Origin of the sequence: Micromonospora sp. NPDC048986, from assembly GCF_040649335.1 — a bacterium.
Taxonomy (GTDB): domain Bacteria; phylum Actinomycetota; class Actinomycetes; order Mycobacteriales; family Micromonosporaceae; genus Micromonospora; species Micromonospora alfalfae.
In genome coordinates, this window is sequence record NZ_JBEZFJ010000001.1 from 282,039 (window position 1) to 301,109 (window position 19,071).

The 19,071-nt window shown below is 72.2% G+C and carries 14 protein-coding genes and 1 riboswitch; of the genes, 8 read left to right on the forward strand and 6 right to left on the reverse strand.

From position 1 onward, the window contains the following. Positions 1 to 5: 5 nt before the first annotated feature. Complete coding sequence (locus tag AB0B94_RS01290) at positions 6 to 2,036, reverse strand: copper-translocating P-type ATPase (protein WP_357267043.1); 2,031 nt, start codon at positions 2,034 to 2,036, stop codon at positions 6 to 8. Positions 2,037 to 2,398: 362 nt separating this feature from the next. Between AB0B94_RS01290 and AB0B94_RS01295 the strand changes: the two genes are divergently transcribed. Both AB0B94_RS01295 and AB0B94_RS01300 read left to right on the forward strand, forming a co-directional pair. Next, a complete protein-coding gene (locus AB0B94_RS01295; protein ID WP_357267046.1) occupies positions 2,399 to 3,769 on the forward strand; it encodes a YibE/F family protein in 1,371 nt (456 codons plus the stop codon). A gap of 166 nt (positions 3,770 to 3,935) precedes the next feature. Continuing rightward, positions 3,936 to 4,066, forward strand: a riboswitch (cyclic di-AMP (ydaO/yuaA leader). Between the two features lie 4 nt (positions 4,067 to 4,070). Next, positions 4,071 to 5,090 (forward strand): hypothetical protein, encoded by a 1,020-nt coding sequence (locus AB0B94_RS01300; protein ID WP_357267049.1) that lies wholly within the window; start codon positions 4,071 to 4,073, stop codon positions 5,088 to 5,090. Between the two features lie 56 nt (positions 5,091 to 5,146). Here AB0B94_RS01300 and AB0B94_RS01305 read toward each other — a convergent pair whose 3' ends face one another. After that, a complete protein-coding gene (locus AB0B94_RS01305; protein WP_357267052.1) occupies positions 5,147 to 5,872 on the reverse strand; it encodes a carbonic anhydrase in 726 nt (241 codons plus the stop codon). A 226-nt stretch (positions 5,873 to 6,098) separates the two neighbouring features. Here AB0B94_RS01305 and AB0B94_RS01310 point away from each other — a divergent pair, with 226 nt between their 5' ends. Beyond that, positions 6,099 to 6,434, forward strand: coding sequence for a MarR family winged helix-turn-helix transcriptional regulator (locus AB0B94_RS01310; protein WP_238671334.1), 336 nt, complete (start codon positions 6,099 to 6,101; stop codon positions 6,432 to 6,434). Between the two features lie 51 nt (positions 6,435 to 6,485). Continuing rightward, a complete protein-coding gene (mycP, locus tag AB0B94_RS01315) occupies positions 6,486 to 7,715 on the forward strand; it encodes a type VII secretion-associated serine protease mycosin (RefSeq protein WP_357267056.1) in 1,230 nt (409 codons plus the stop codon). Between the two features lie 118 nt (positions 7,716 to 7,833). On the opposite strand, the gene AB0B94_RS01320 is transcribed toward mycP, so the two are convergent. The 3 genes from AB0B94_RS01320 to eccCa form a co-directional block, all read right to left on the reverse strand. Next, positions 7,834 to 8,112 (reverse strand): WXG100 family type VII secretion target, encoded by a 279-nt coding sequence (locus tag AB0B94_RS01320; RefSeq protein WP_030329555.1) that lies wholly within the window; start codon positions 8,110 to 8,112, stop codon positions 7,834 to 7,836. A gap of 25 nt (positions 8,113 to 8,137) precedes the next feature. Beyond that, positions 8,138 to 8,446 (reverse strand): WXG100 family type VII secretion target, encoded by a 309-nt coding sequence (locus AB0B94_RS01325; protein WP_030329557.1) that lies wholly within the window; start codon positions 8,444 to 8,446, stop codon positions 8,138 to 8,140. A 203-nt stretch (positions 8,447 to 8,649) separates the two neighbouring features. Then, positions 8,650 to 12,615: a type VII secretion protein EccCa gene (eccCa, locus tag AB0B94_RS01330; protein WP_357267059.1), complete on the reverse strand. Its 3,966-nt coding sequence runs from the start codon at positions 12,613 to 12,615 to the stop codon at positions 8,650 to 8,652. Positions 12,616 to 12,781: 166 nt separating this feature from the next. Here eccCa and eccD point away from each other — a divergent pair, with 166 nt between their 5' ends. Beyond that, positions 12,782 to 14,179, forward strand: a complete 1,398-nt coding sequence (gene eccD / locus AB0B94_RS01335; protein WP_357267062.1) for a type VII secretion integral membrane protein EccD — start codon at positions 12,782 to 12,784, stop codon at positions 14,177 to 14,179. 10 nt (positions 14,180 to 14,189) lie between these two features. On the opposite strand, the gene AB0B94_RS01340 is transcribed toward eccD, so the two are convergent. Continuing rightward, complete coding sequence (locus tag AB0B94_RS01340; protein ID WP_357267065.1) at positions 14,190 to 15,377, reverse strand: type VII secretion protein EccE; 1,188 nt, start codon at positions 15,375 to 15,377, stop codon at positions 14,190 to 14,192. A gap of 161 nt (positions 15,378 to 15,538) precedes the next feature. Here AB0B94_RS01340 and eccB point away from each other — a divergent pair, with 161 nt between their 5' ends. From eccB to AB0B94_RS01355, 3 genes are read left to right on the forward strand one after another with little or no spacing between them, the layout of a single operon-like run. Then, the gene (eccB, locus tag AB0B94_RS01345) at positions 15,539 to 17,158 is read left to right on the forward strand and encodes a type VII secretion protein EccB (RefSeq protein WP_357267068.1); all 1,620 of its coding nucleotides are present in this window, start codon (positions 15,539 to 15,541) and stop codon (positions 17,156 to 17,158) included. A 46-nt stretch (positions 17,159 to 17,204) separates the two neighbouring features. Then, entirely contained in the window at positions 17,205 to 17,615 is a 411-nt protein-coding gene (locus tag AB0B94_RS01350; protein ID WP_354943970.1) for a hypothetical protein, read from the forward strand. Then, positions 17,608 to 18,903: a WXG100 family type VII secretion target gene (locus tag AB0B94_RS01355; protein WP_357267073.1), complete on the forward strand. Its 1,296-nt coding sequence runs from the start codon at positions 17,608 to 17,610 to the stop codon at positions 18,901 to 18,903. Before AB0B94_RS01350 ends, AB0B94_RS01355 begins: the two co-directional genes overlap by 8 nt. Positions 18,904 to 19,071 lie beyond the last annotated feature (168 nt).

Here is a 19,071-nt window from a genome sequence, read left to right on the forward strand (position 1 = left end):
CGCGCTCAGTCCGGCGCAGCGCCGAGGCGGACCCTGCGCAGCAACTGCGCGTTGAGCGCCACCACGATGGTGGACGCCGACATCAGCACCGCGGCCAGCGCCGGGCTCAACGCCACGCCGGACCAGGCCAGCACCCCGGCGGCCAGCGGCAGCGCCACCACGTTGTACCCGGCCGCCCAGGCCAGGTTCTGTCGCATCTTCCGGTACGACGCCCGGGACAGCCGGAGCACTGCCCCCACCCCGCGCGGGTCCGAGGATGCCAGCACCACCCCGGCGGACTCGATCGCCACATCGGTGCCCGCGCCGATCGCGATGCCCACGTCCGCCCGGGCCAGCGCCGGCGCGTCGTTCACCCCGTCACCGACCATCGCCACCACCAACCCCCGCCGCTGAAGCTCGGCCACCCGGTCGTCCTTCTCCGCCGGCAACACCTCGGCGAAGACCTCGTCGACGCCAGGTCGGAAACCGAGGTCGGCGGCGACCGCCTCGGCCACCGACCGGGCGTCACCAGTGATCATGGCGATGGTGCGGACACCCTCGGCACGCAGCTCGTCGACGGCACGCCGGGCCTCCGGACGCACCTCGTCAGTCAACGCGAACGCACCGAGCACGGCATCCGGCAGCCGCACCAGGTGCAACACCGCGGCACCCCGCGCCGACCACCGCCCGGTCGCGGCCTCCAGCTCTGCCGGGACCGGAAGGCCCCGCTCGCGCAGCAGCGCCGGCCCGCCCACCGCGTACTGCGTACCGTCGATCGTCGCCTGCACACCCCGGCCCGGCAGCGACCGGAACCCGGCGGCCCGGGCCGGGCCGGCGCTCCCGACCGCCGCCACTATCGCCCGGGCCAGCGGATGTTCGCTCTCCGACTCGACACCGGCCGCGATCCGCAGCACCTCGTCCCGCTCGACGCCGGACGCCGTCACCAGGTCGGTCACGCCGTGCTCGCCCCTGGTCAGCGTGCCGGTCTTGTCGAAGAGCACCGCGCCGACGGTCCGCATCCGCTCCAGTGCCAACCGGTCCTTGACCAGAATGCCGGACCGCGCGGCGAGCGCTGTGGAGAGCGCCACGACCAGCGGGATGGCGAGACCCAGCGCGTGCGGGCAGGCGATCACCAGGACGGTGACCGCACGGACCACCGCCTCGTCCGGCTGGCCGAGCGCGGTCCAGACCAGCACCGTCAGCACGGCGGTGCCGGTGGCCAGGTAGAACAGCGCCGCGGCGAACCGGTCGGCCAACAGTTGGGCCCGTCCACCGGAAGCCTGGGCCTGCGCGACCATGCGCTGGATGCCGGCGAGGGCGGTCTGCTCACCCAGCGCCTCGACGCGCACCCGGACGGCCGAGTCGGTGGCGACGGTGCCGGCCACCACCCGGTCGCCCGTCGACCTGGCGACCGGCCGCGACTCCCCGGTGATCATCGACTCGTCCAGCTCGGCGGCGCCCTCGACGACCTGGCCGTCCGCCGGCACCCGACCTCCCGGTCGGACCAGCACCACGTCGCCGATCCGCAGACCCGTCACCGGCACCGCCTCGATCCGCCCGTCCGCCGTCACCCGTTCGGCCTCGTCCGGCAACAGCGCGGCCAGCGCCGTCAGGGCTCCCCGGGCCTGCCCGATGGCCTTCATCTCCTGCCAGTGCCCGAGCAGCATGATGGTGACCAGCGCGGCCAACTCCCACCAGAAGTCCAGGTCGAAGGCCCCGACGCTGGTCGCCAGGGACGCGGCGTACGCAACGGTGATCGCCATCGCGACCAGCAGCATCATCCCGGGCGCCCGGTCCCGGACCTCCCGTACCGCACCGACCAGGAACGGCCAACCGCCCCACCAGAACACCACCGAGCCGAGCACCGGCCCCACCCAGTCCTGGCCGGGGACGCCGTCGTCCCCGGCCAGGCCCAGCTGACCCGACACGAGATGACTCGTCAGCACCACCGGGACGGTCAACACCAGGCAGACCCAGAACCGGCGGCGGAACATCGCCGGATCGTGTCCGGCGTGCTTGTCGTGCTGGTCGTGCCCGGAGTGCTTGTCGTCGGGCATGGGTTCGGCGCGTCGCGGTCGGTCAGGATCGGGCGGTGTCGGAGCGGGCATGGCTCCAACATGCCGCCCCGGAGACCGCCGCGCGAGCGGTTCGGCCACCCGACACTCCGCCACGACCTGCGACCCCCGGGAGGGCTGGCTAGCATCTCCCACGATGGCTCTCCGAATGCCGCTGCACAGTCGGGCACCGGCGGCGCCACGTCATGGCGTCGCCCCCGGCCGACCGGGCCGAGCACTGACCGTCCGTGATCAGGCGGTCGTCAGGCAGCGATCCGCCCCGCCGTCCGCCGCGTTTCCACAGCAACTGTGAACCGCCCGGCCCGCTGACCCGTATCCCGCACCGGACCGTTGGGAGACTCGCCTTGGCCGCCGACCACACTCACCCCGCTCCGCCCGCCCCACCACGGGTGCGACGGATCCTCGTCGTGACTGTGGTACCCCTCTTCGTCGCCACAGTGCTGGCCGCGGTGCTGCTCTGGCCGCGCGGCGGGTCACCGCAGACCGATGGTGGTGCGGACGTGCCGCGCTACCCCGGCACCGTCACCCGGGTGGTGAGCGAGCCGTGCCCGCCGGTGCCGTCGGTTCCGGAGGGCACACCGAGGGTGGGCGACGGACGGTGCGGCACCGTCGACGTCCGGGTCGACGACGGTCCGACCGCCGGCCAGCAGGTACGGACTCCGGTGCCCGACGGGCCCGGCGCACCCCGGGTCGAGGTCGGCGACGAGGTCGTCCTGGTCCAGCTGGCCGATCCGGTTGATCCCACCACCAGCAACTGGAACATCGCCGAGCACCAACGCGGCACCCCGATGGTGTGGCTGGCGGTGGTCTTCGCGGCCGCGATCGTCGCGTTCGGGCGGTGGCGAGGTCTGGCAGCGCTCGCCGGGCTGGCCGCCAGCTTCGCCATCCTGCTCACCTTCGTGCTGCCGGGCATCAGCGCGGGCAGGTCACCACTGCTGGTGGCGGTGGTCGGGGCGGCCCTGATCATGTTCGTGGTGCTCTATCTGACCCACGGGGTCACCGCGCAGACCTCGGTCGCGGTGCTCGGCACCCTGGGCAGCCTGGTGCTGACCGGCGTGCTCGCCACCATCGCCACCGCCGCGACCCACCTCACCGGGTTCGGCAGCGAAGACGCCACCACCCTGTCGATGTTCCAGGGCGACGTGGACCTGCACGGTCTGCTGCTCGCCGGAATCATCATCGGCTCGCTCGGGGTGCTCGACGACGTGACTGTCACCCAGGCGGCCACCGTCACCGAGCTGGCGAACGCCAACCCCGGGCTGACCCGGTTGCAGCTGTACCGTGCCGCCACCCGGGTCGGCCGCGCGCACATCGCCTCCACTGTCAACACCATCGTGCTGGCGTACGCGGGCGCGTCACTGCCCCTGCTGCTCCTGCTCACCGCCGACGCGCGGCCGATCGGGCAGATTCTCACCAGTGAGTTCCTCGCGCAGGAGATCGTCCGCAGCGCTGTCGCCACCCTCGGTCTGATCGCCGCCGTGCCGCTGACCACCGGGCTGGCCGCTGTGGTGACCGCCGCCGGGCGCAGCGCTGCCGTGGCGTCCACCGACGCTCCCGCGCCCCGGCCCAAGCCGGACCGCAGCGAGGCACTGGCCGCACTCAGCTCACCGCGAACGGCCGGCTCCGACGAGCCGGACCGGACGCGGACCGCACCCCCATCCGAGGCCACCGACCGGTGGCCGGAGCCGAACAGGAGCACGGATACGACATGGTGACACTCCTCAGCGTGACCAGATCGGGCATCCACCCTGAGAACCGCGTCACTGGTCACTCAACGCTATGGCGAAATGACGCTTTTGGTCGGCATCCAGGCGTAGCTCAGGCGGTCGACTCTCGGGTAACCTCGCTGCCGGTTACCGATGAAGGCGCGAAGCGGCGCCTGCGGTGCCACCGCCCAATCGCCAACCGGCGAGCCGGGGACCCAGGTGCCTGGGGTGAATCCGCGTCAGCGGTAGGGGCCACTTCCGCCCCGAACCCGTCAGCTAACCCGGTCGGCGGTCGACGGAAGGGAACATTGTGACGGCACCCCTACGCCGCTGGTTGACACCCGTGGTGGCCGTGATCGCCGCACTGACAGTGCTCGCCGGGCCGCTCCCGGCGCACGCCGCCCCGACGAACCCCACACCGTCCGGGCACGAGGAGGACGGCGAGCCCAAGCTGCTCAACGACGTCATCGAGCAGGCCAACCGCGACTACTCCGCCGCAAAGTCCAAGCTGGACAAGTCCAAGAAGCGGCAGGGCGAGTTGGCGGCGGAGGTCAACCGCGCCAAGGCCGACCTGGACGCCCTGGCCCCGCAGGTCGGGCAGATCGCCGCCCAGGCGTACCGGACCGGCCGGATCGGCGCGGTCGCGATGCTGCTGGAGAGCGAGGCTCCCGACTCGTTCGTCCAACGCGCCGGGATGCTCGACGAGATGAACATGGTCAACGAGAAGAAGCTCTCCGAGGTCAACGAGGTGAAGGCCCGCGCCGAGCAGGCGAAGCTGGCCCTCGACACCGAGGTCCGGGAGCAGCAGAAGCAGACCGCCCTGATGGCGAAGCGCAAGAGCGAGGCCGACAAGGCGCTCTCCCTCGTCGGCGGCAAGGGCTTCACCGGCGGCCTGGTGGACGCCACCTCCAAGGTCGCGAAGATCGGCCCGGGTCGCACCGCCGACGGTGACTGGAAGCCCCAGTCGTGCAGCGAGAATGACCCCACCACGTCCGGCTGCATCACGCCGCGCACGCTGCACGCGTACAAGGAGGTCAAGGCGGCCGGCTTCAACCGGTTCGTCGGCTGCTACCGCCCCGGCGGGCCGTGGGAGCACCCCAAGGGGCGCGCCTGCGACTGGTCGCTGCAGAAGAGCGGATTCTCCCCGTGGCACAACAACGACACCCGGACGTACGGCAACAACGTTGCCGCGTTCCTCATCCGTAACGCCGACCGGCTCGGCATCTACTACGTGATCTGGAACCGGCAGATCTGGTTCCCGGCCACCGGCTGGAGTTCGTACAGCGGGCCGTCGAACCACACCGACCACGTCCACATGTCGCTGCTCTGACCCGCACGATTCCCGTCGAGGGCCGTTCCGCGTGAGGCGGAGCGGCCCTCGACGCGTCAGACGGTGGCAGGCGCGGCCGGGTCGGTCGAGGGCGCGGTCTCCAACGCCGCCAGGCCGGCCGGCACGGCGGCCACCGGGCGCACCGCTCCGGCGGCCAGCCGGTAGGACACACCCACCACCGCGCACCGCCCCTGCGCCACCGCGTCGGCCAGCACGGGCGACTGCCCGAGCAACGTCTCGACGGTCTGTGCGATGTGGATGTCGACGATGCCGTCGATGTCGTCCACGCCCTCGGCGGCGGCTCGGCGCAGACTGGGCAGCACGGCGTCGACCACCGCGCCCAGATGGCCACTCGGCGCGGTACCGGTCGAGGCGGACTCCCGGGCGGCCTGCACCGCACCGCAGGAGTCGTGGCCGAGCACCACCACCAGCGGGGTGCCGAGGACTGTCACCGCGTACTCGACGCTGCCGAGCACCTCGGGACCGGCGGTGTGCCCGGCGGTGCGAACCACGAACAGGTCGCCCAAGCCCCGGTCGAAGATGATCTCGGCAGCCAGCCGCGAGTCGGAGCAGCCGACGATCACCGCGAACGGGTGTTGCCCGTCGGCCACGGCGGCCCGGTGCCCGGCATCCTGGTTGGGGTGGCGTGGGGCGCCGTCGACGAAGCGCCGGTTGCCGGCGACCAACTCGGCGTACGCCCGGGTCGGCTCGCTGAGCGCGGCGGCCCGGTCGGTGGTCCGCTGCGGACCCGGCTGACCGCCGGAGCTCCCGGTATGACTCATCCCGCACCTCGTCTCGACGCATCTGACCTGGTCAAACCGGCTCTCCGCCGGCCGGGCGGCGGGCGCTGGCTCGTGCTCCACCGTCACACGCACCGTAAGATGCGTCAAGGTATGCGTGATTTAGATTTCATACGTTGACTCCGGCCACCCCCTGGGCAACCTTCCCGGGGCGGGGCGGACCAGACTCTCGCGAGGGCAGACGGACATCCGGAAAGGCGGTCACACGATGGCGAGCACGGTGACGGACGACACCGGCGGCGGGCGGAACTGGACGTTCCTCACCAATCACGGGCACGTCCTGCTGGCCATCGCCCGCGATCCGACCGCCCGGCTGCGCGACGTCGCGGCCGAGGTCGGCGTGACCGAACGGGCCGCGCAGGCGATCGTCGCCGACCTGGAGGCGGGCGGGTACCTGCACCGCACCCGGGTCGGGCGACGCAACGAATACACCCTCAACCCGGCCGGCCGGTTCCGGCACCCCGCCGAGGCCGACCGGCAGGTCGGCGACCTGCTCGCGCTCTTCGCCGATGACTCCACAGCGAAGGCAGAGCCCCGGGCCTGACAGTGGTCACCGGGGCCCGCCGACCGACGGTCACGGCGGTAACCTTTGCGGGTGCGCGAATGCCCGCCGTTGAGCGCGACCCCGTCCCGCCGTGCCCTTCGCGGCGTCCTCAGTGGAACGCTGGCGGTCCTGCTCGGCGCCGGCCTGGTGGCACCCTCCCCCGCGACCGCCGCGCCGCCCCTCTGCGGTCCCATCGGCACCGACAGCCTGACCCAGTTGCCGTGGGCGCTCCGCCGGCTGGAGCCGTCCTCGGCGTGGCCGCTGTCCCGGGGCGCCGGGATCACGGTCGCCGTGATCGACTCCGGAGTCTCCGCCGCCCACCCGCTCCTCAAGGGGCAGGTGCTCGAAGGGCGCGACTTCAACGGCCTGCCGGCCCGACAGGGTCAGTGCGACGAGGCCGGGCACGGCACGCTGATCGCGGGCATCATCGCGGGCCGGGAGGGCACCGTCGTCCCCTTCAGCGGCATCGCCCCGGCCGCCCGCATCCTGCCGATCCGGGTTCTGCCGCAGCTCGGCGCGGTCAACAACCCGCAACTCCCGGCGGAGATCGCCGCGGCCATCGACTGGGCGGTCGGGCAGGGCGCCGACGTGATCAACCTGTCCCTGACCACAATTCCCCGCCCCGAACTGACGGCGGCCGTCGAGCGCGCGCTGGATAAAGGGGTGGTGCTGGTCGCCGCCGCGGGCAACCGGTCGGAAGATTCGCAGAACCTGCCGGGTTACCCGGCCGCGTACCCGGGGGTGATAGCGGTCGGCGGGGTGGACGAGCAGGGCGGCCACGTCGGCACCTCGATCAGCGGCGACTACGTCGACATCGCCGCACCCGGCATGAACATCGTCGGGCCGGCACCCGGAAACAGCGGCTACCGCACCGTGCCGGAGGGCGGCACCAGCTACGCCGCCGCGTACGTCTCGGGAGTGGCCGCGCTGGTCCGGGCCGCCTACCCCAGTCTCGACCCGCAGCAGGTCGCGGACCGGCTGAAACGCACAGCGGACAACCCACCCGAGGGCCAGAACGCCGACATCGGCCACGGAATGGTCAACCCGTACCGGGCGGTGTCGAGCCTGCTGGGCAGCCGGGCGAACCCTCCGGCCGGCGTGCTCCCGGCGCCCGCCGTGCGGGATGACCCGCTGAGCTGGCAGCGCCCCACAGCGATCTGGGCGGCGGTCATCGGCGGGCTACTCGCCATGCTGCTGCTGGTCGCGCGACCGATCATGACCCTTGGCCGCCGACGCGACTGGCGCCCCGGCCGACGCACCGACGCACCAACTGCCGGCTGAGCGGCGCACCGCAGCCCGGTGCCGACGGTTACGTCCGCCGACTGTTACGTCCGCCAACACCAGACACAGAGCGGCTCCGGGCCGGGCGAACCGGACCGGAGCCGCTCGTGCGAATGCCTCAGCTCCACACCTTGGAGTTGCTCATCTCCGTGGTGAGGTAGTTCTCGCGGGCGATGCCCACGGCACCACCGATCTCGTTCAGGATCCGGTTGATGTCCCGGACCGCCGCGTCCCACTTCGCCTGGTGCTGCTCGTAGGCAACCCGGTCCTCGCCGTCCCAGTGCAGCTTGGTCAGCATCGACCGCAGCGTGTCAAGCTTCTCCTCAAGAGTCTTCGAGATGGCCTGCATCTGCTGGTTGCTGCTCTCGAGGACCGCATAGTCAACTTTGATCGTCACGATTTCCTCCTCTGCCGGCTACGGATCACGGGTTGAGAGCAGAGTGGAACTTGTCCAGCATCTGCTGCTGCTCTTCGTCGTTGACCTGGTGCGTCGTACCCGACTTGTCGAGCAGGTCAGCGATGCTGTCCATCGCCGTCAGCAGTTTGACGGTGTCCTCGTTCCAGCGCGTCATCAGCGACTGGAAGCCCGTGGACGCCTGACCCTTCCACGCGATGGCCAGGTCGTCGACCACGTTCCACAGCTTCTTCAGCTCGCCGTCGACCTCGCTGCGCGTGGACCGCACGTCACTCGCGGCGGTATGCAGAGTCGCAGCTTCGACCTCGAACGCCATGCTTCACACCCTTCCGTCTGTTGTGGTGGCGGCTTCGCCGCATCCTCCCCCGCGGCAAGGCAGCAACACCCCACCGACGGACACTCCTGTGAAGACCGTAGCGGAACGGGTCCAGCCCTCGCAGCCCTGACCGGCGACGTTCGATGGATGGTGGTGAATCGGGCCGGAAAGGCCCACCACCCCTGCCGAACGAACGACAGCGCTCAGGCCGGCTCGGACCAGGCGGTCTGAATCAGCTGCTGGCCATCGCGACGGCGCACCAGGGTGCCCCGACCGGGCGGTTGCGGGCTCGGCCGCAACGTGCCGAAGACCGCGCCCTCCTCCCGGTTGCCGGACATCAGCAGGCCCGGAGAGTCCAACTCGCGAAGCCGTTGCAGCACAGGCTCGTAGAGCGCCCTGGACACACCACCGACGCGACGCGTGACGATCAGGTGCAGACCGATGTCGCGGGCCTGCGGCAACAACTCCTGGAGAGCGCTCAGCGGGTTGCTGCCACCCGATGCCACAAGGTCGTAGTCGTCCACCAGGATGTAGAGATCCGGACCCTTCCACCAGCTCCGATCACGCAGCTGGGCGGTGGTCACGTCCGGGCCGGGCAGTCGGTTGGACAGCGCGCTGCGGATCGAGCCGAGCCCCTGGGCGAACGCCTGGTTCGACGGGGCGTAGTCGAGCAGGTGGTCACCCTCCACCGCCCCCAGCAGGCCACGCCGGTAGTCGGCGATCACCAGCCGGGCCTGCGCAGGCGTGTACCGCTCGGTGATCCCCCGGGCGATCAGGCGCAGCAGGTTGGTCTTGCCGCACTCCGCGTCACCGAAGACCGTCAGGTGCGGCTCGTTGGCCAGGTCCAGGTAGACCGGAGCGAGCGCCGACTCGTTGACGCCGATCGGGAGACCGGGCGCCGACCTGTCGATGATCCGGGCCAGCTCCGCCACCGGCATCCGGCGCGGCAGCAACCGCACCTTCGGCGCCGGGCGACCCGGCCAGTTCGCCGCCACGTGCCCGGCCAGGGACAGCGAGGCCTCGCTCAGATCGTCGATGTCGCGACGGCCGTCGATCCGCGAGATGGCGGTGAGGAAATGCAACTTGTCCCGGGTCAGGCCACGACCGGGCGACTTCTCCGGCACGTTGTTCGCCGCCCGACGGTCGATCTCGGACTCCGACGCGTCACCGAGGCGCAGCTCCAACTTGGTGCCGAGCAGATCCCGCATGTTGATCCGGATCTCCGCCCACCGGACGGCGGTGAGCACCACGTGCACACCGAAGCCGAGGCCCCGGTTGGCCAACGTGGTGATGGTCTGCTCCAGCTCCTCGTACTCCTGGCGCAGGGTGTTCCACCCGTCCACCACCAGGAACACGTCACCGAACGGGTCGTCGGCGAACTCACCGGCGGCACGGCGACGACGGTAACTCGCCACCGAGTCGATGCCGTGCTGGGCGAAACGACTCTCCCGGTCGTCCAGGACGGCGACCACCTCGGCCACCGTCCGGCGGACCGCCTCGACGTCGCGCCGACCAGCCACCCCGGCCAGGTGCGGCAACCGCTCCATGCTGCGCAGCGCGCCCCCGCCGAAGTCCAGGCAGAAGAACTGCACCTCCCGCGGCGTGTGCGTGAGCGCCAGCGAGGCGAGCAGCGTACGCAGCATCGTGCTCTTGCCGCTCAGCGACCGACCGACGATGACCACGTTGCCGCCGGCCCCGGCCAGCTCGACCATCATCGGGTCCCGGCGCTGCTCGTAGGGGCGGTCCACGACGCCGACCGGCACCGTCAGTCGCCCGCGCCCCGGCCAGGAGGCGGTGCACAGGCCGTAGGTGGGGTCGACAGCCAGCGGGCCGAGCAGCTCACCGAGGCCCGGCGGATCGGCCAGCGGCGGCAGCCACACCTGGTGGGCCGGGCGACCCCGACCCTTGAGCTGGTCGATCAGCACGTCGAGCATCGCCACGGCCTTGCCGTCGGCAGGCTGCTCCGGCTCCGGGGCGGTGGCCACCGGCACCTGCGGGACCTGCACCGGAACGAAGTCGAGACCGTACGGCACGATCCGGCGCTGCACCAGCGCCTGCGAGGCGGACGCCTGCTGCCCCGGCGCCCGGTACGCCCCCGACACGTACGCGGCCCGGAACCGCAGCATGGTGCTGGTGTCCGTCTTCAGGTAGCCGTGGCCCGGCGCGTTCGGCAGCTCGTACGCGTCCGGTACGCCGAGCACGATCCGGCTCTCCACAGCGGAGAACGTCCGCAGACCGATCCGGTACGACAGGTGCGTGTCGAGGCCCCGCAGCTTGCCCTCTTCGAGGCGCTGACTGGCCAGCAGCAGGTGCACGCCGAGGGACCGACCCAACCGGCCGATCATGACGAACAGGTCGATGAAGTCCGGTTTGGCGGCGAGTAGTTCGCTGAACTCGTCACAGATGATCAACAAGCTGGGCATCGGCGCCAGCGGCTCACCTGCCGAGCGCGCCTTCTCGTACTCGAAGCGGGAGACGTAGTTGCCGGCCGCCCGCAGCAGCTCCTGCCGGCGCACCATCTCGCCGGCGAGCGCGTCGCGCATCCGGTCGACAAGCGGCAGCTCGTCGGCCAGGTTGGTGATCACCGCGCTGGTGTGCGGCAGCGCCTCCAGCGAAGCGAAGGTCGCGCCGCCCTTGAAGTCGACGAGGACGAAGTTCAGTTCCTCCGACGAGTGGGTCACCGCCAACGCGGCCACCACGGTACGCAGCAGTTCGCTCTTGCCGGAGCCGGTCGCACCGATCACCAGACCGTGCGGGCCCATGCCCTCGTGCGCCGACTCCTTGAAGTCGAGCTCGACCACGTTGCCGTCCGGGCCGACACCGAGCGGGATGCGCAGCCGGTCGCGGTGCCCACGCGGGCGCCAGGTGTTCTGCACGTCCACCGCCGCGGCGTCACCGACGCCGAGCAGGTCCGGCAGCTCCGTGCTGCGGGCCAACGGCTCGTCGCCGCCGGTCTGCTGCTGGGAGAGCCGGAAGGGGGCGATCTGTCGGGCCAGCCCCTCGGCGGCCTCCGCGCTGAGCCGGTCGGGCCTACCCAGCGTCGACGACGAACTACCCCGGACCAGTTCGAGGGATCCCCCGTCATTCACGTCGAGGCAGAGCAGCCAGCGGCCGGCGTCGCGCGGCACCGTCCCGGAGAGGTCGATGACTGTGGCGCCGAGCAGCCCCGGACCCACCAGCTGGCAGGTCGGCGAGATCTCCCCGCCGTCGATCACCACCACCAGATGCGGAGCGGTGGTCAGCGGCTTGGCCTCCGGCGCGAACCGAGGCCGCCCGGCCAACTCGGCGGCGAGCGCGGCCTCCGCCTCGGCCAGACTGGCGAAGACCAGCCGGCGCGCGCCGGCCGCGTCCGTACGACCGCTGTGGTGGGCGTGTGGCAGCCACTTCACCCAACCCCAGGACGACTGCCGGTCGGGTGCGGCGACCACCGCGATCACCAGGTCGTCCGGTGCGTGGAAGGTGGCCAGCTGCCCCAGCGCCGCCCGGGTCAGGTCGAGCACCGGCTCGCGGTCGCCGCGCAGCACCACCCGGCTGAACGCGCGCACCGACAGCGCCGTCGGCAGGTCGGGCACCGTGGAGTGTGCCCGGACGAACCGGCGAAGCGCGATGGCGCTCATCGGCTCCAGGTCCTCCACCGGCTTCGTCTCCGGTGGGACGATCTCCACGGCGAGCCGCTGCGGCCCGAGGGCGATCCGGGTCTCGCCGAAGTCGTCCTCGGTGATCCGCCGCTCCCAGAGTCGCCGGGACGCGGCAATCGACCAGAGCGCGTCGGGCTCCGGGTGCCGCCACGCCATCGCGGCCCGCTGCTGCTCGGCGGCACGCCGGGTGCGCTTGCGCATCTGCGCCAGGTAGCGCATGTAGTCGCGGCGATCGGCGTTCAGCTCGGCCTTGTCCTTGCCACCGCTGTTGGCCAGCGAGCCGATCGCCATGCCGAGCATCGAGACACCGAACAGACCACCGGCGACGTAGGTCATCATGCCGCCGCCCTTGCCGGCGTAGAGGAACGCCATGGCGCCGACCCCGCAGAACATCGGCAGGATCATGAGCAGCTGCCCCATCCCGCGGGGCGTCGGCTCGGGCAGCTCGGGAGGCGACTCCAGCAGCACCTCGCCGCGCGGCAGGGCCGGCCCCGGCTGACGCGGGAGCCGGCGGAACACCACAGTGCTCACGGCTGTCTCCTCCCCAGAAGCGGCCCTGATGACGTGCGGCCCGCGGAACACCGCCCGCGGGTGGGCATCGTACGTGCCGTCATCGTAGGTAATCTGCCGTGTGCGCGGTGGACCCGTACCGCAGCATTCCAGCCAGCCGATCACAGACGCACACCTGGAGGCCACTGTGGCGACGAAGACGGCGACCGGTGGTCTCAGCCGGATCACCATCGTGGCTCCGCGTACCCGGATGGATCTGGCGCTGCCGTCGGACGTGCCGATGGCCGACCTGCTCCCCACCCTGCTGCGTTACGCCGGCGAGGACATGGCCGACGAGGGTGCGCGGCACGGCGGCTGGGCACTGTCCCGGTTGGGTGGTGCGCCCCTCGACGGTGGTCGTACCGCGGCGCAGCTCAGCGTCCGCGACGGTGAGGTGCTCTACTTCAACCCCCGGTCCGACGCCGCGCCGGAGATCGTCTTCGATGACGTGGTGGACGCGGTCGCCACAGCCACCAACCAGCGCCCCGGCGCCTGGCAGGTCGGCGCGACCCGCTCCTTCGCCGTGGTCTTCGCGGCGGCGGCGTTCGGCGCCGGCGCGCTGGCCGCCCTCTTCGCCGGTCCGCCGCACCTGCCCGGCGCGCTGGCCGCGCTGCTGGTCGCGGTGGCGCTGTTGGTGGGCGCGGCGGTGCTGTCCAGGGCCGCCGGTGACAGCGGCATCGGCGCGGTGCTGGCCCTGGTCGGCCTGGTGCACGCGGCCACCGGCGGCCTGCTGCTGCTCGCCGGCGATCGATCGCTGACCGACCTGGCCAGTCCGCATGTCCTGCTCGCGGCGACCGCGGCGGTGGTGGCCGGCGCGGTGGCCGTGTTGGCGGTCGGCGACCGGTACCCCCTCTTCTTCGCCGCGATCGGGGTCGCGGCCGCCACCGGTCTGGGCGCGGTGCTCTGCCTGGCCCTCGGCCTCGACGCGGCGGCCTCCGCCGCGGTGGTCGCGGCTGTCGCGTTCGGTGTGGTGCCGGCGCTGCCGATGATGGCCTACCGGCTGGCCCGGCTGCCGGTGCCGTCGATTCCGACCGGTCCGGAGGACCTCAAGACCGACAGCGAGTCGGTGGACGGCCGCCAGGTGCTCCAGCAGAGTGAGCGCGCCGACCAGTTCCTCACCGGTCTGCTGTGGACGGTGTCCCTGCTGGTGTTGGGCGCGCAGATCGTGCTGGCCCTGGACGGACGCCTGCCAGCGGTGCTGCTGTGCCTGGTGCTGGCGCTGCTGGCGCTGCTGCGGGCCCGACCCCTCCTGGGCCGGGCCCAGCGCACCCCGGTCCTGCTGGCCGGCACCGTGGGTCTGGGCCTGGCCGCCGCGACCACCTTCGCCGGTGGGTCGCTGCCGGTCCGGCTCGGCCTGATCCTGGGCGGGCTGGTGCTCGCCGCGGTGATCAGCCTGATCTACGGTCTGACAGTCGCCGGCAAGCGCATCTCGCCGGTCTGGGGCCGCCTGCTCGACATCGCCGAGATCCTGCTCATCATCGCGCTGGTGCCGCTCGCCTTCTGGGTCTGCGGCCTCTACGGCTGGATCGTCAACCTCCGACCCTGACCCGCGCCGGTCAGCGCGACCGCAGACCGGTGGAGACGCCCAGCGCCGACGCGACCGGAGCGGTGGCGTAGACGCCCGGGGCGTGCTGACCGTCCATCGGCCGGGTGGACGCACCCACCCGGCCGGCGACCTCACGAACCACCTTGACCAGGGCCTCGACGTGGTTGTCCATCGCCGCTACCCGCAGCAGCGGTGCCGCCACCCGACCGTCCGACGAGACGGTCACGGCCACCGTGTGCGACGGTGCCGAGGTCGCGGTGATCGCGTCCACGAGCGGACCGAGCGGCGCGTCGAAGCGGCCCCGCAGCGCCATGCAGCGGTGCGTCCAACCGCCGCCGCGCAACCCACGCCAACTCTCCGCCGGCGCCTCGGGCACCAGGTCCAGACCGGCGGCCGAGACGATGGCCGCGCGCAGCTCCTCCCTGCCCAGCGGGCGATGTGCCAGCCCCGCCGAGGTCAGCGCCTTGCCGAGCCTGCCGATCCCGGCCGCCACCGTCCGGTGCACGCCGGTCAGCCCACCGCCGCGACTCACCGCCTCGACCCGGGCGTCCCGGACGGTGAGCCGCACCGCCACCCACACGGTCCGGTGGGCAGCCGGCGGCGCACCGGGTGCCGGGTACCAGACCAACGTGTGCGCGACGACCTGGGCCCGGGAGACCGGGGCGCTGAAGTCGGTGAGCACCCGCAGCGCGCGGTCCACAGCGGCGGCGTCGACGGAGCCGACCGCCGCACCGGTTGCGGACTGCAGGGCGACGGCCGCGAACCAGCCCTGGTCGTCACGCCCGATGCCGAGCCGGGTGCCTCGGTCGGTCAGCTCGATGACGCTCAGCTCGGGAGCGAGCGCGGCCAACCTCGGGTCGGTCGCGGTGCCGCTGGCCAGCGCGGCCGACGCCCGCTCACCGCGTCGCCGCAACCGCCGGCGCAGCAGCAGGTCCTCGAACCACCAACGGCCACCCCGACGGGCGAAGGCCGCCAGGACGACCAGCAGCGCCGCGGCGCCCGCCGCGGCGAGCACCCAGCTCGGTCCGGCGGTGGCGGCCCAGACGCCGACCACGCACAACTCCAGTACGACGAGCTGCCCGACGAACACGGGGCCGACCCGCCCACGGCCGGGCCGCTCGGCCGGGGGCACCGGTCGGCTCGAAACGTCGACAGGGTCCGTGACCGCTCGGGCGGGTGGCGCCTGAACCTGCGTCATCGCTGACTGTCCCTCCTGCACGGTACGACCCTGCGCCGGTCGGTCCGGTGCCGGCCACGAGCGGTGGTCCCAAGGAACCACCGTCGGCCCCTTATCGTAGGGAAGCCCGCGACGGCACCCCGACCCTGATCGTCGCGGATCCACCCCGCCGGAGGTAAGTCATGCGGACCCGCCGCGATCAGGTGCAGGCGTACCGCTTCGTCACCCGCCGCATCGTCTCCGCCTTGCTGTCGGGCGATCCGGAGACCACCAACCTGCCGATGCGACGGCTCGGCATGGCCGTCTTCGGCAGTGTCCTCACCGCGGCCATCGTGCTCGGCGGGGTGGGCGCCTACGGCCAGTTGACCGGTGGCACGGCGCCGCTGGACGACCAGACCCTTGTCATCGAAAGGGAGACCGGCGCGACGTACGTGTTCATCGAGGGCAAGCTGCACCCGACGCTGAACTACACCTCGGCCCGCCTCATCGTGAACGACGCGAGTGCCCAGGTGCGGACGATGTCCCAGGCGTCGCTGCGGGACCGGCCCCGCGGCGTCACCGTCGGCATCGTCGGGGCGCCGGACGCCCTGCCGGACCGCAAGTCGCTGACCGGGCTGCCCTGGTCGGTCTGCGACGTGCCAGACCCGGTCGACCGGCAGCGGTCCAGCACCCGACTGGTGATCGACCGGACGTTGCCCGGCGGCACGCCGCTGGGTGACCGGGCGGTGCTGGTCTCGGTGAACGACCAGCGATACCTGGTCACCAACAACACCCGACTCCAGCTACTCGATCCGTCCCGCACGATCACGGCGCTGCGGATGGCCGGCACCGAGCGACTCCAGGTCGGGCAGCAGCTGCTCAACGCCGTGCCGGCCGGGCCACCGCTGCGCCGGCCGTCGCTGCCCGGTGAGGGCGAGCCCAGCAGTCGCACGGTGGCCGGGCAGTCGCACGACGTCGGTTCGGTGTTCAAGGCCGCCGGGCGGCACTACGTGCTGACCCGGGACGCTCTCGTCTCGATCAGTGAGATCACCGCTCTGCTGCTCGTCAGCAACGGCGGTCGGATCACCGACATCACCCCGAACCAGGCCAGCGAGGCGTTCGAGGAACGGCGGATCGAGGAGGACGGGGTGCCCCCGACGATGCCCGCCCTCTACCCGGCCCAGCCCGGTCAGACCACGCTGTGCGCGACGTACCGCAAGGGCAGCGCGGGCGGCCCGCCGACCACCACCCTGGAGGTCTTCGACCGGGTGCCGAGCGAGTTGACCGACAGCGATCCGGGCCTGGTGCCGGTGCGCCAGACCGGGCGCGACGCGGTACGCACCGCTGAGGCGGTGCTGCTGCCCGGCGGCAAGGGTGTCATCGCGCAGGCCTCGCCGGGCGCCGGGACCAGCGGGTCCGGCGCCGCCGGGTCGACGATCTACCTGATCAGCCCGCAGGGCATCCGGTATCCGCTCGGCTCGGCGGCGACACTGGACGTGCTCGGTTACGGCGGGATCACCCCGCTGGCGGTGCCCGGCTCCCTGCTCGCACTGATCCCGACCGGGCCGACGCTGGACCGCGAGGACGCGTTCGCCGTCTTCGCTGCCGACGGGCCGGCACCGAGCGCACCGCCGTCGGCCGCGCCGAGGTCGGGCTCGCCAGCAGCGGCGCCGCCCTCGGGCACGCCGTCCGCGGCGTCACCATCGGGGTCGTCTTCCGCTGCGCCACCGTCGGGGTCGACGTCGTCGAAGCCGGCCGGTGGCACCCCGTCGAGTGGCGGGACCGGCGGGGGGTCCACGGAATCGATCGGCACCGACGGCTGAGCAGCTTCGACGGGTCGCCCGGAGTCGCACTGGTGGACTAACCTGGATGTCGCTGACGGTTGTCAACCAGAACGACGGGGATGTTGCCATGGCCGGGCGTACGGAAGTCGACCTGTTGTCCCTTGAGGACTTCCACGAGCACCTGGCCTCGCGGTTGAGCCAGGCCGAGTCGGTGCTGCGCAAACTCAACACCGAGATGCAGTGCCGTCCTCCGGCGCTGGGCTCGTTCTTCGACGCCACCGACAAGGCGCGTCGCTACAGCGAGGTCCACCAGTCCTATGTCGACCAGGCCGAACGCATCCGGCAGGCGGTGCTGGCGGCGCAGCAGGCGACCAGCACGATCCTGAGCAACTACCGCACCGCCGAGGCGCGTAACGCGGCCAACGCCGACGACGTCACCGCCGCGCTGACCCCTGTCGACCGGGCGTTTCAGCCGAAGGAGGACGGGCGTGTCTGAATACACCCAGCGCTACCAGGGCAACAGCCACCAGCAGCTGTACGACGGCCTGATGGCGGGCAAGCCGGAGCAGATCGAGGGCGTGGCCACCCAGTGGGCCGAGGTCAAGGGCATCCTCGACGGCCTCGGCCGGGATCTGAGCGGCGACCTCGACAAGCTCAGCAACACGTGGACGGGGTCGGCGGGTCGGGAGTTCCACCGGCGACTCAGCCTGATCGTCGCCCACACCGACGCGTTGGGCGAAGGGATGGCCGGCATCAAGCAGGGGTTGACCATGATGGCCGACCATCTGCGCGACGCCCACAAGCAGGCCGAGAGCCCTGAGGAGACCGACGACAACGACCAGGCGATCGCCGGCGCGATCAAGGGTGGCGCCACCTTCGGTCTGACCGGTCTGATCGTCGGGGGCATCGCGGGTCACCAGCAGGACAAGGCAGAGCAGGAGAAGGCCCACCAGCGGATGGTGAACCTGGTGGCCGGCCTGGCCAACAGTTACGAGATCTCGGCCTACGACCGGGTGGTCGAACCACCCCCGCCCGACCCGGATACTCCGAGCACCGCCCGCAAGGATCCGACGACGTCACAGAGCGTCTCGGCCATCGCCAGGGTGACCGGTGGCCCCACCACCGGCGCGGACTCCGGGCACACCGGCGACGCGACCATCTCGACGCCCGACCGGGTCGCCCAACTGCCTGGAGACGGTTCGACGCCGGGCGATGTCGGCTCGGGCACCGGTGGCAGCCCGACTGTCGGTGCCGCGCCGATCGGCGCTGGCAGTGACTTCGCTGACCGCGGCACCTCCCTCGCCGGCGCCGACCCTCTGGTCGGCGGCGCGCTGCTCGGCGGTGGTGCCGCCGGCCTGGCCGGGCTGTCCGGGCCGGTCGGCGCGCCCACTGCGGCGAGCACCGGTCCCGGCCTGCTCTACGGCGCACAGGGCGGGTCACCGGCCGGCGGGGTGTTGCGCAGCGGCGCGCTAGCGGGCTCGGGCAACGCACCCCCCACCTCGGCTCGACCGACCGGCGGTGGTGCGGCTCCGGCGGAGACCCGCGCCGCCAACGGGGTCGGGCGCAGCATCGACGGCCAGCGCGGTGGGAGTGGCGGACGCCCGGCCATGACCGGTGGCAACGCCCGACCGGGGTCCGGCGGCGGCCGGCCCGGTGTGCTCGGCGGGCAGGGTCGCGCGCAGGACGACGACTCCGACGAGCGGCTGACCTGGTTGACCGAGGACGAGATGGTGTGGCAGGGCGACGAGAAGGCCGCACCTCCGGTGCTCGGCACCGGCGACTGACCACCGCCTGCCGCCGGCACGCCCGCACCACCGGCGGTGCCGCCCCGACGTTGCACGGCGCCCCCGATCGGACCCGATCCGGTCGGGGGCACTGCCGTTCCCGGGCCGCTACCGCCGGCGTCCACAGTGCGCATGGTGGTGGCGGTCACGCCCGCGCGGTCCGTCGCC

Bases quoted from the DNA above. Each gene is read 5' to 3' on its own strand.
- AB0B94_RS01290 (WP_357267043.1), bottom strand. From the start codon at position 2,036: ATGCCCGACGACAAGCACTCCGGGCACGACCAGCACGACAAGCACGCC.
- AB0B94_RS01305 (WP_357267052.1), bottom strand. From the start codon at position 5,872: ATGAGTCATACCGGGAGCTCCGGCGGTCAGCCGGGTCCGCAGCGGACC.
- AB0B94_RS01310 (WP_238671334.1), top strand. From the start codon at position 6,099: ATGGCGAGCACGGTGACGGACGACACCGGCGGCGGGCGGAACTGGACG.
- AB0B94_RS01325 (WP_030329557.1), bottom strand. From the start codon at position 8,446: ATGGCGTTCGAGGTCGAAGCTGCGACTCTGCATACCGCCGCGAGTGAC.
- AB0B94_RS01340 (WP_357267065.1), bottom strand. From the start codon at position 15,377: ATGACGCAGGTTCAGGCGCCACCCGCCCGAGCGGTCACGGACCCTGTC.
- eccB (WP_357267068.1), top strand. From the start codon at position 15,539: ATGCGGACCCGCCGCGATCAGGTGCAGGCGTACCGCTTCGTCACCCGC.
- AB0B94_RS01350 (WP_354943970.1), top strand. From the start codon at position 17,205: ATGTCGCTGACGGTTGTCAACCAGAACGACGGGGATGTTGCCATGGCC.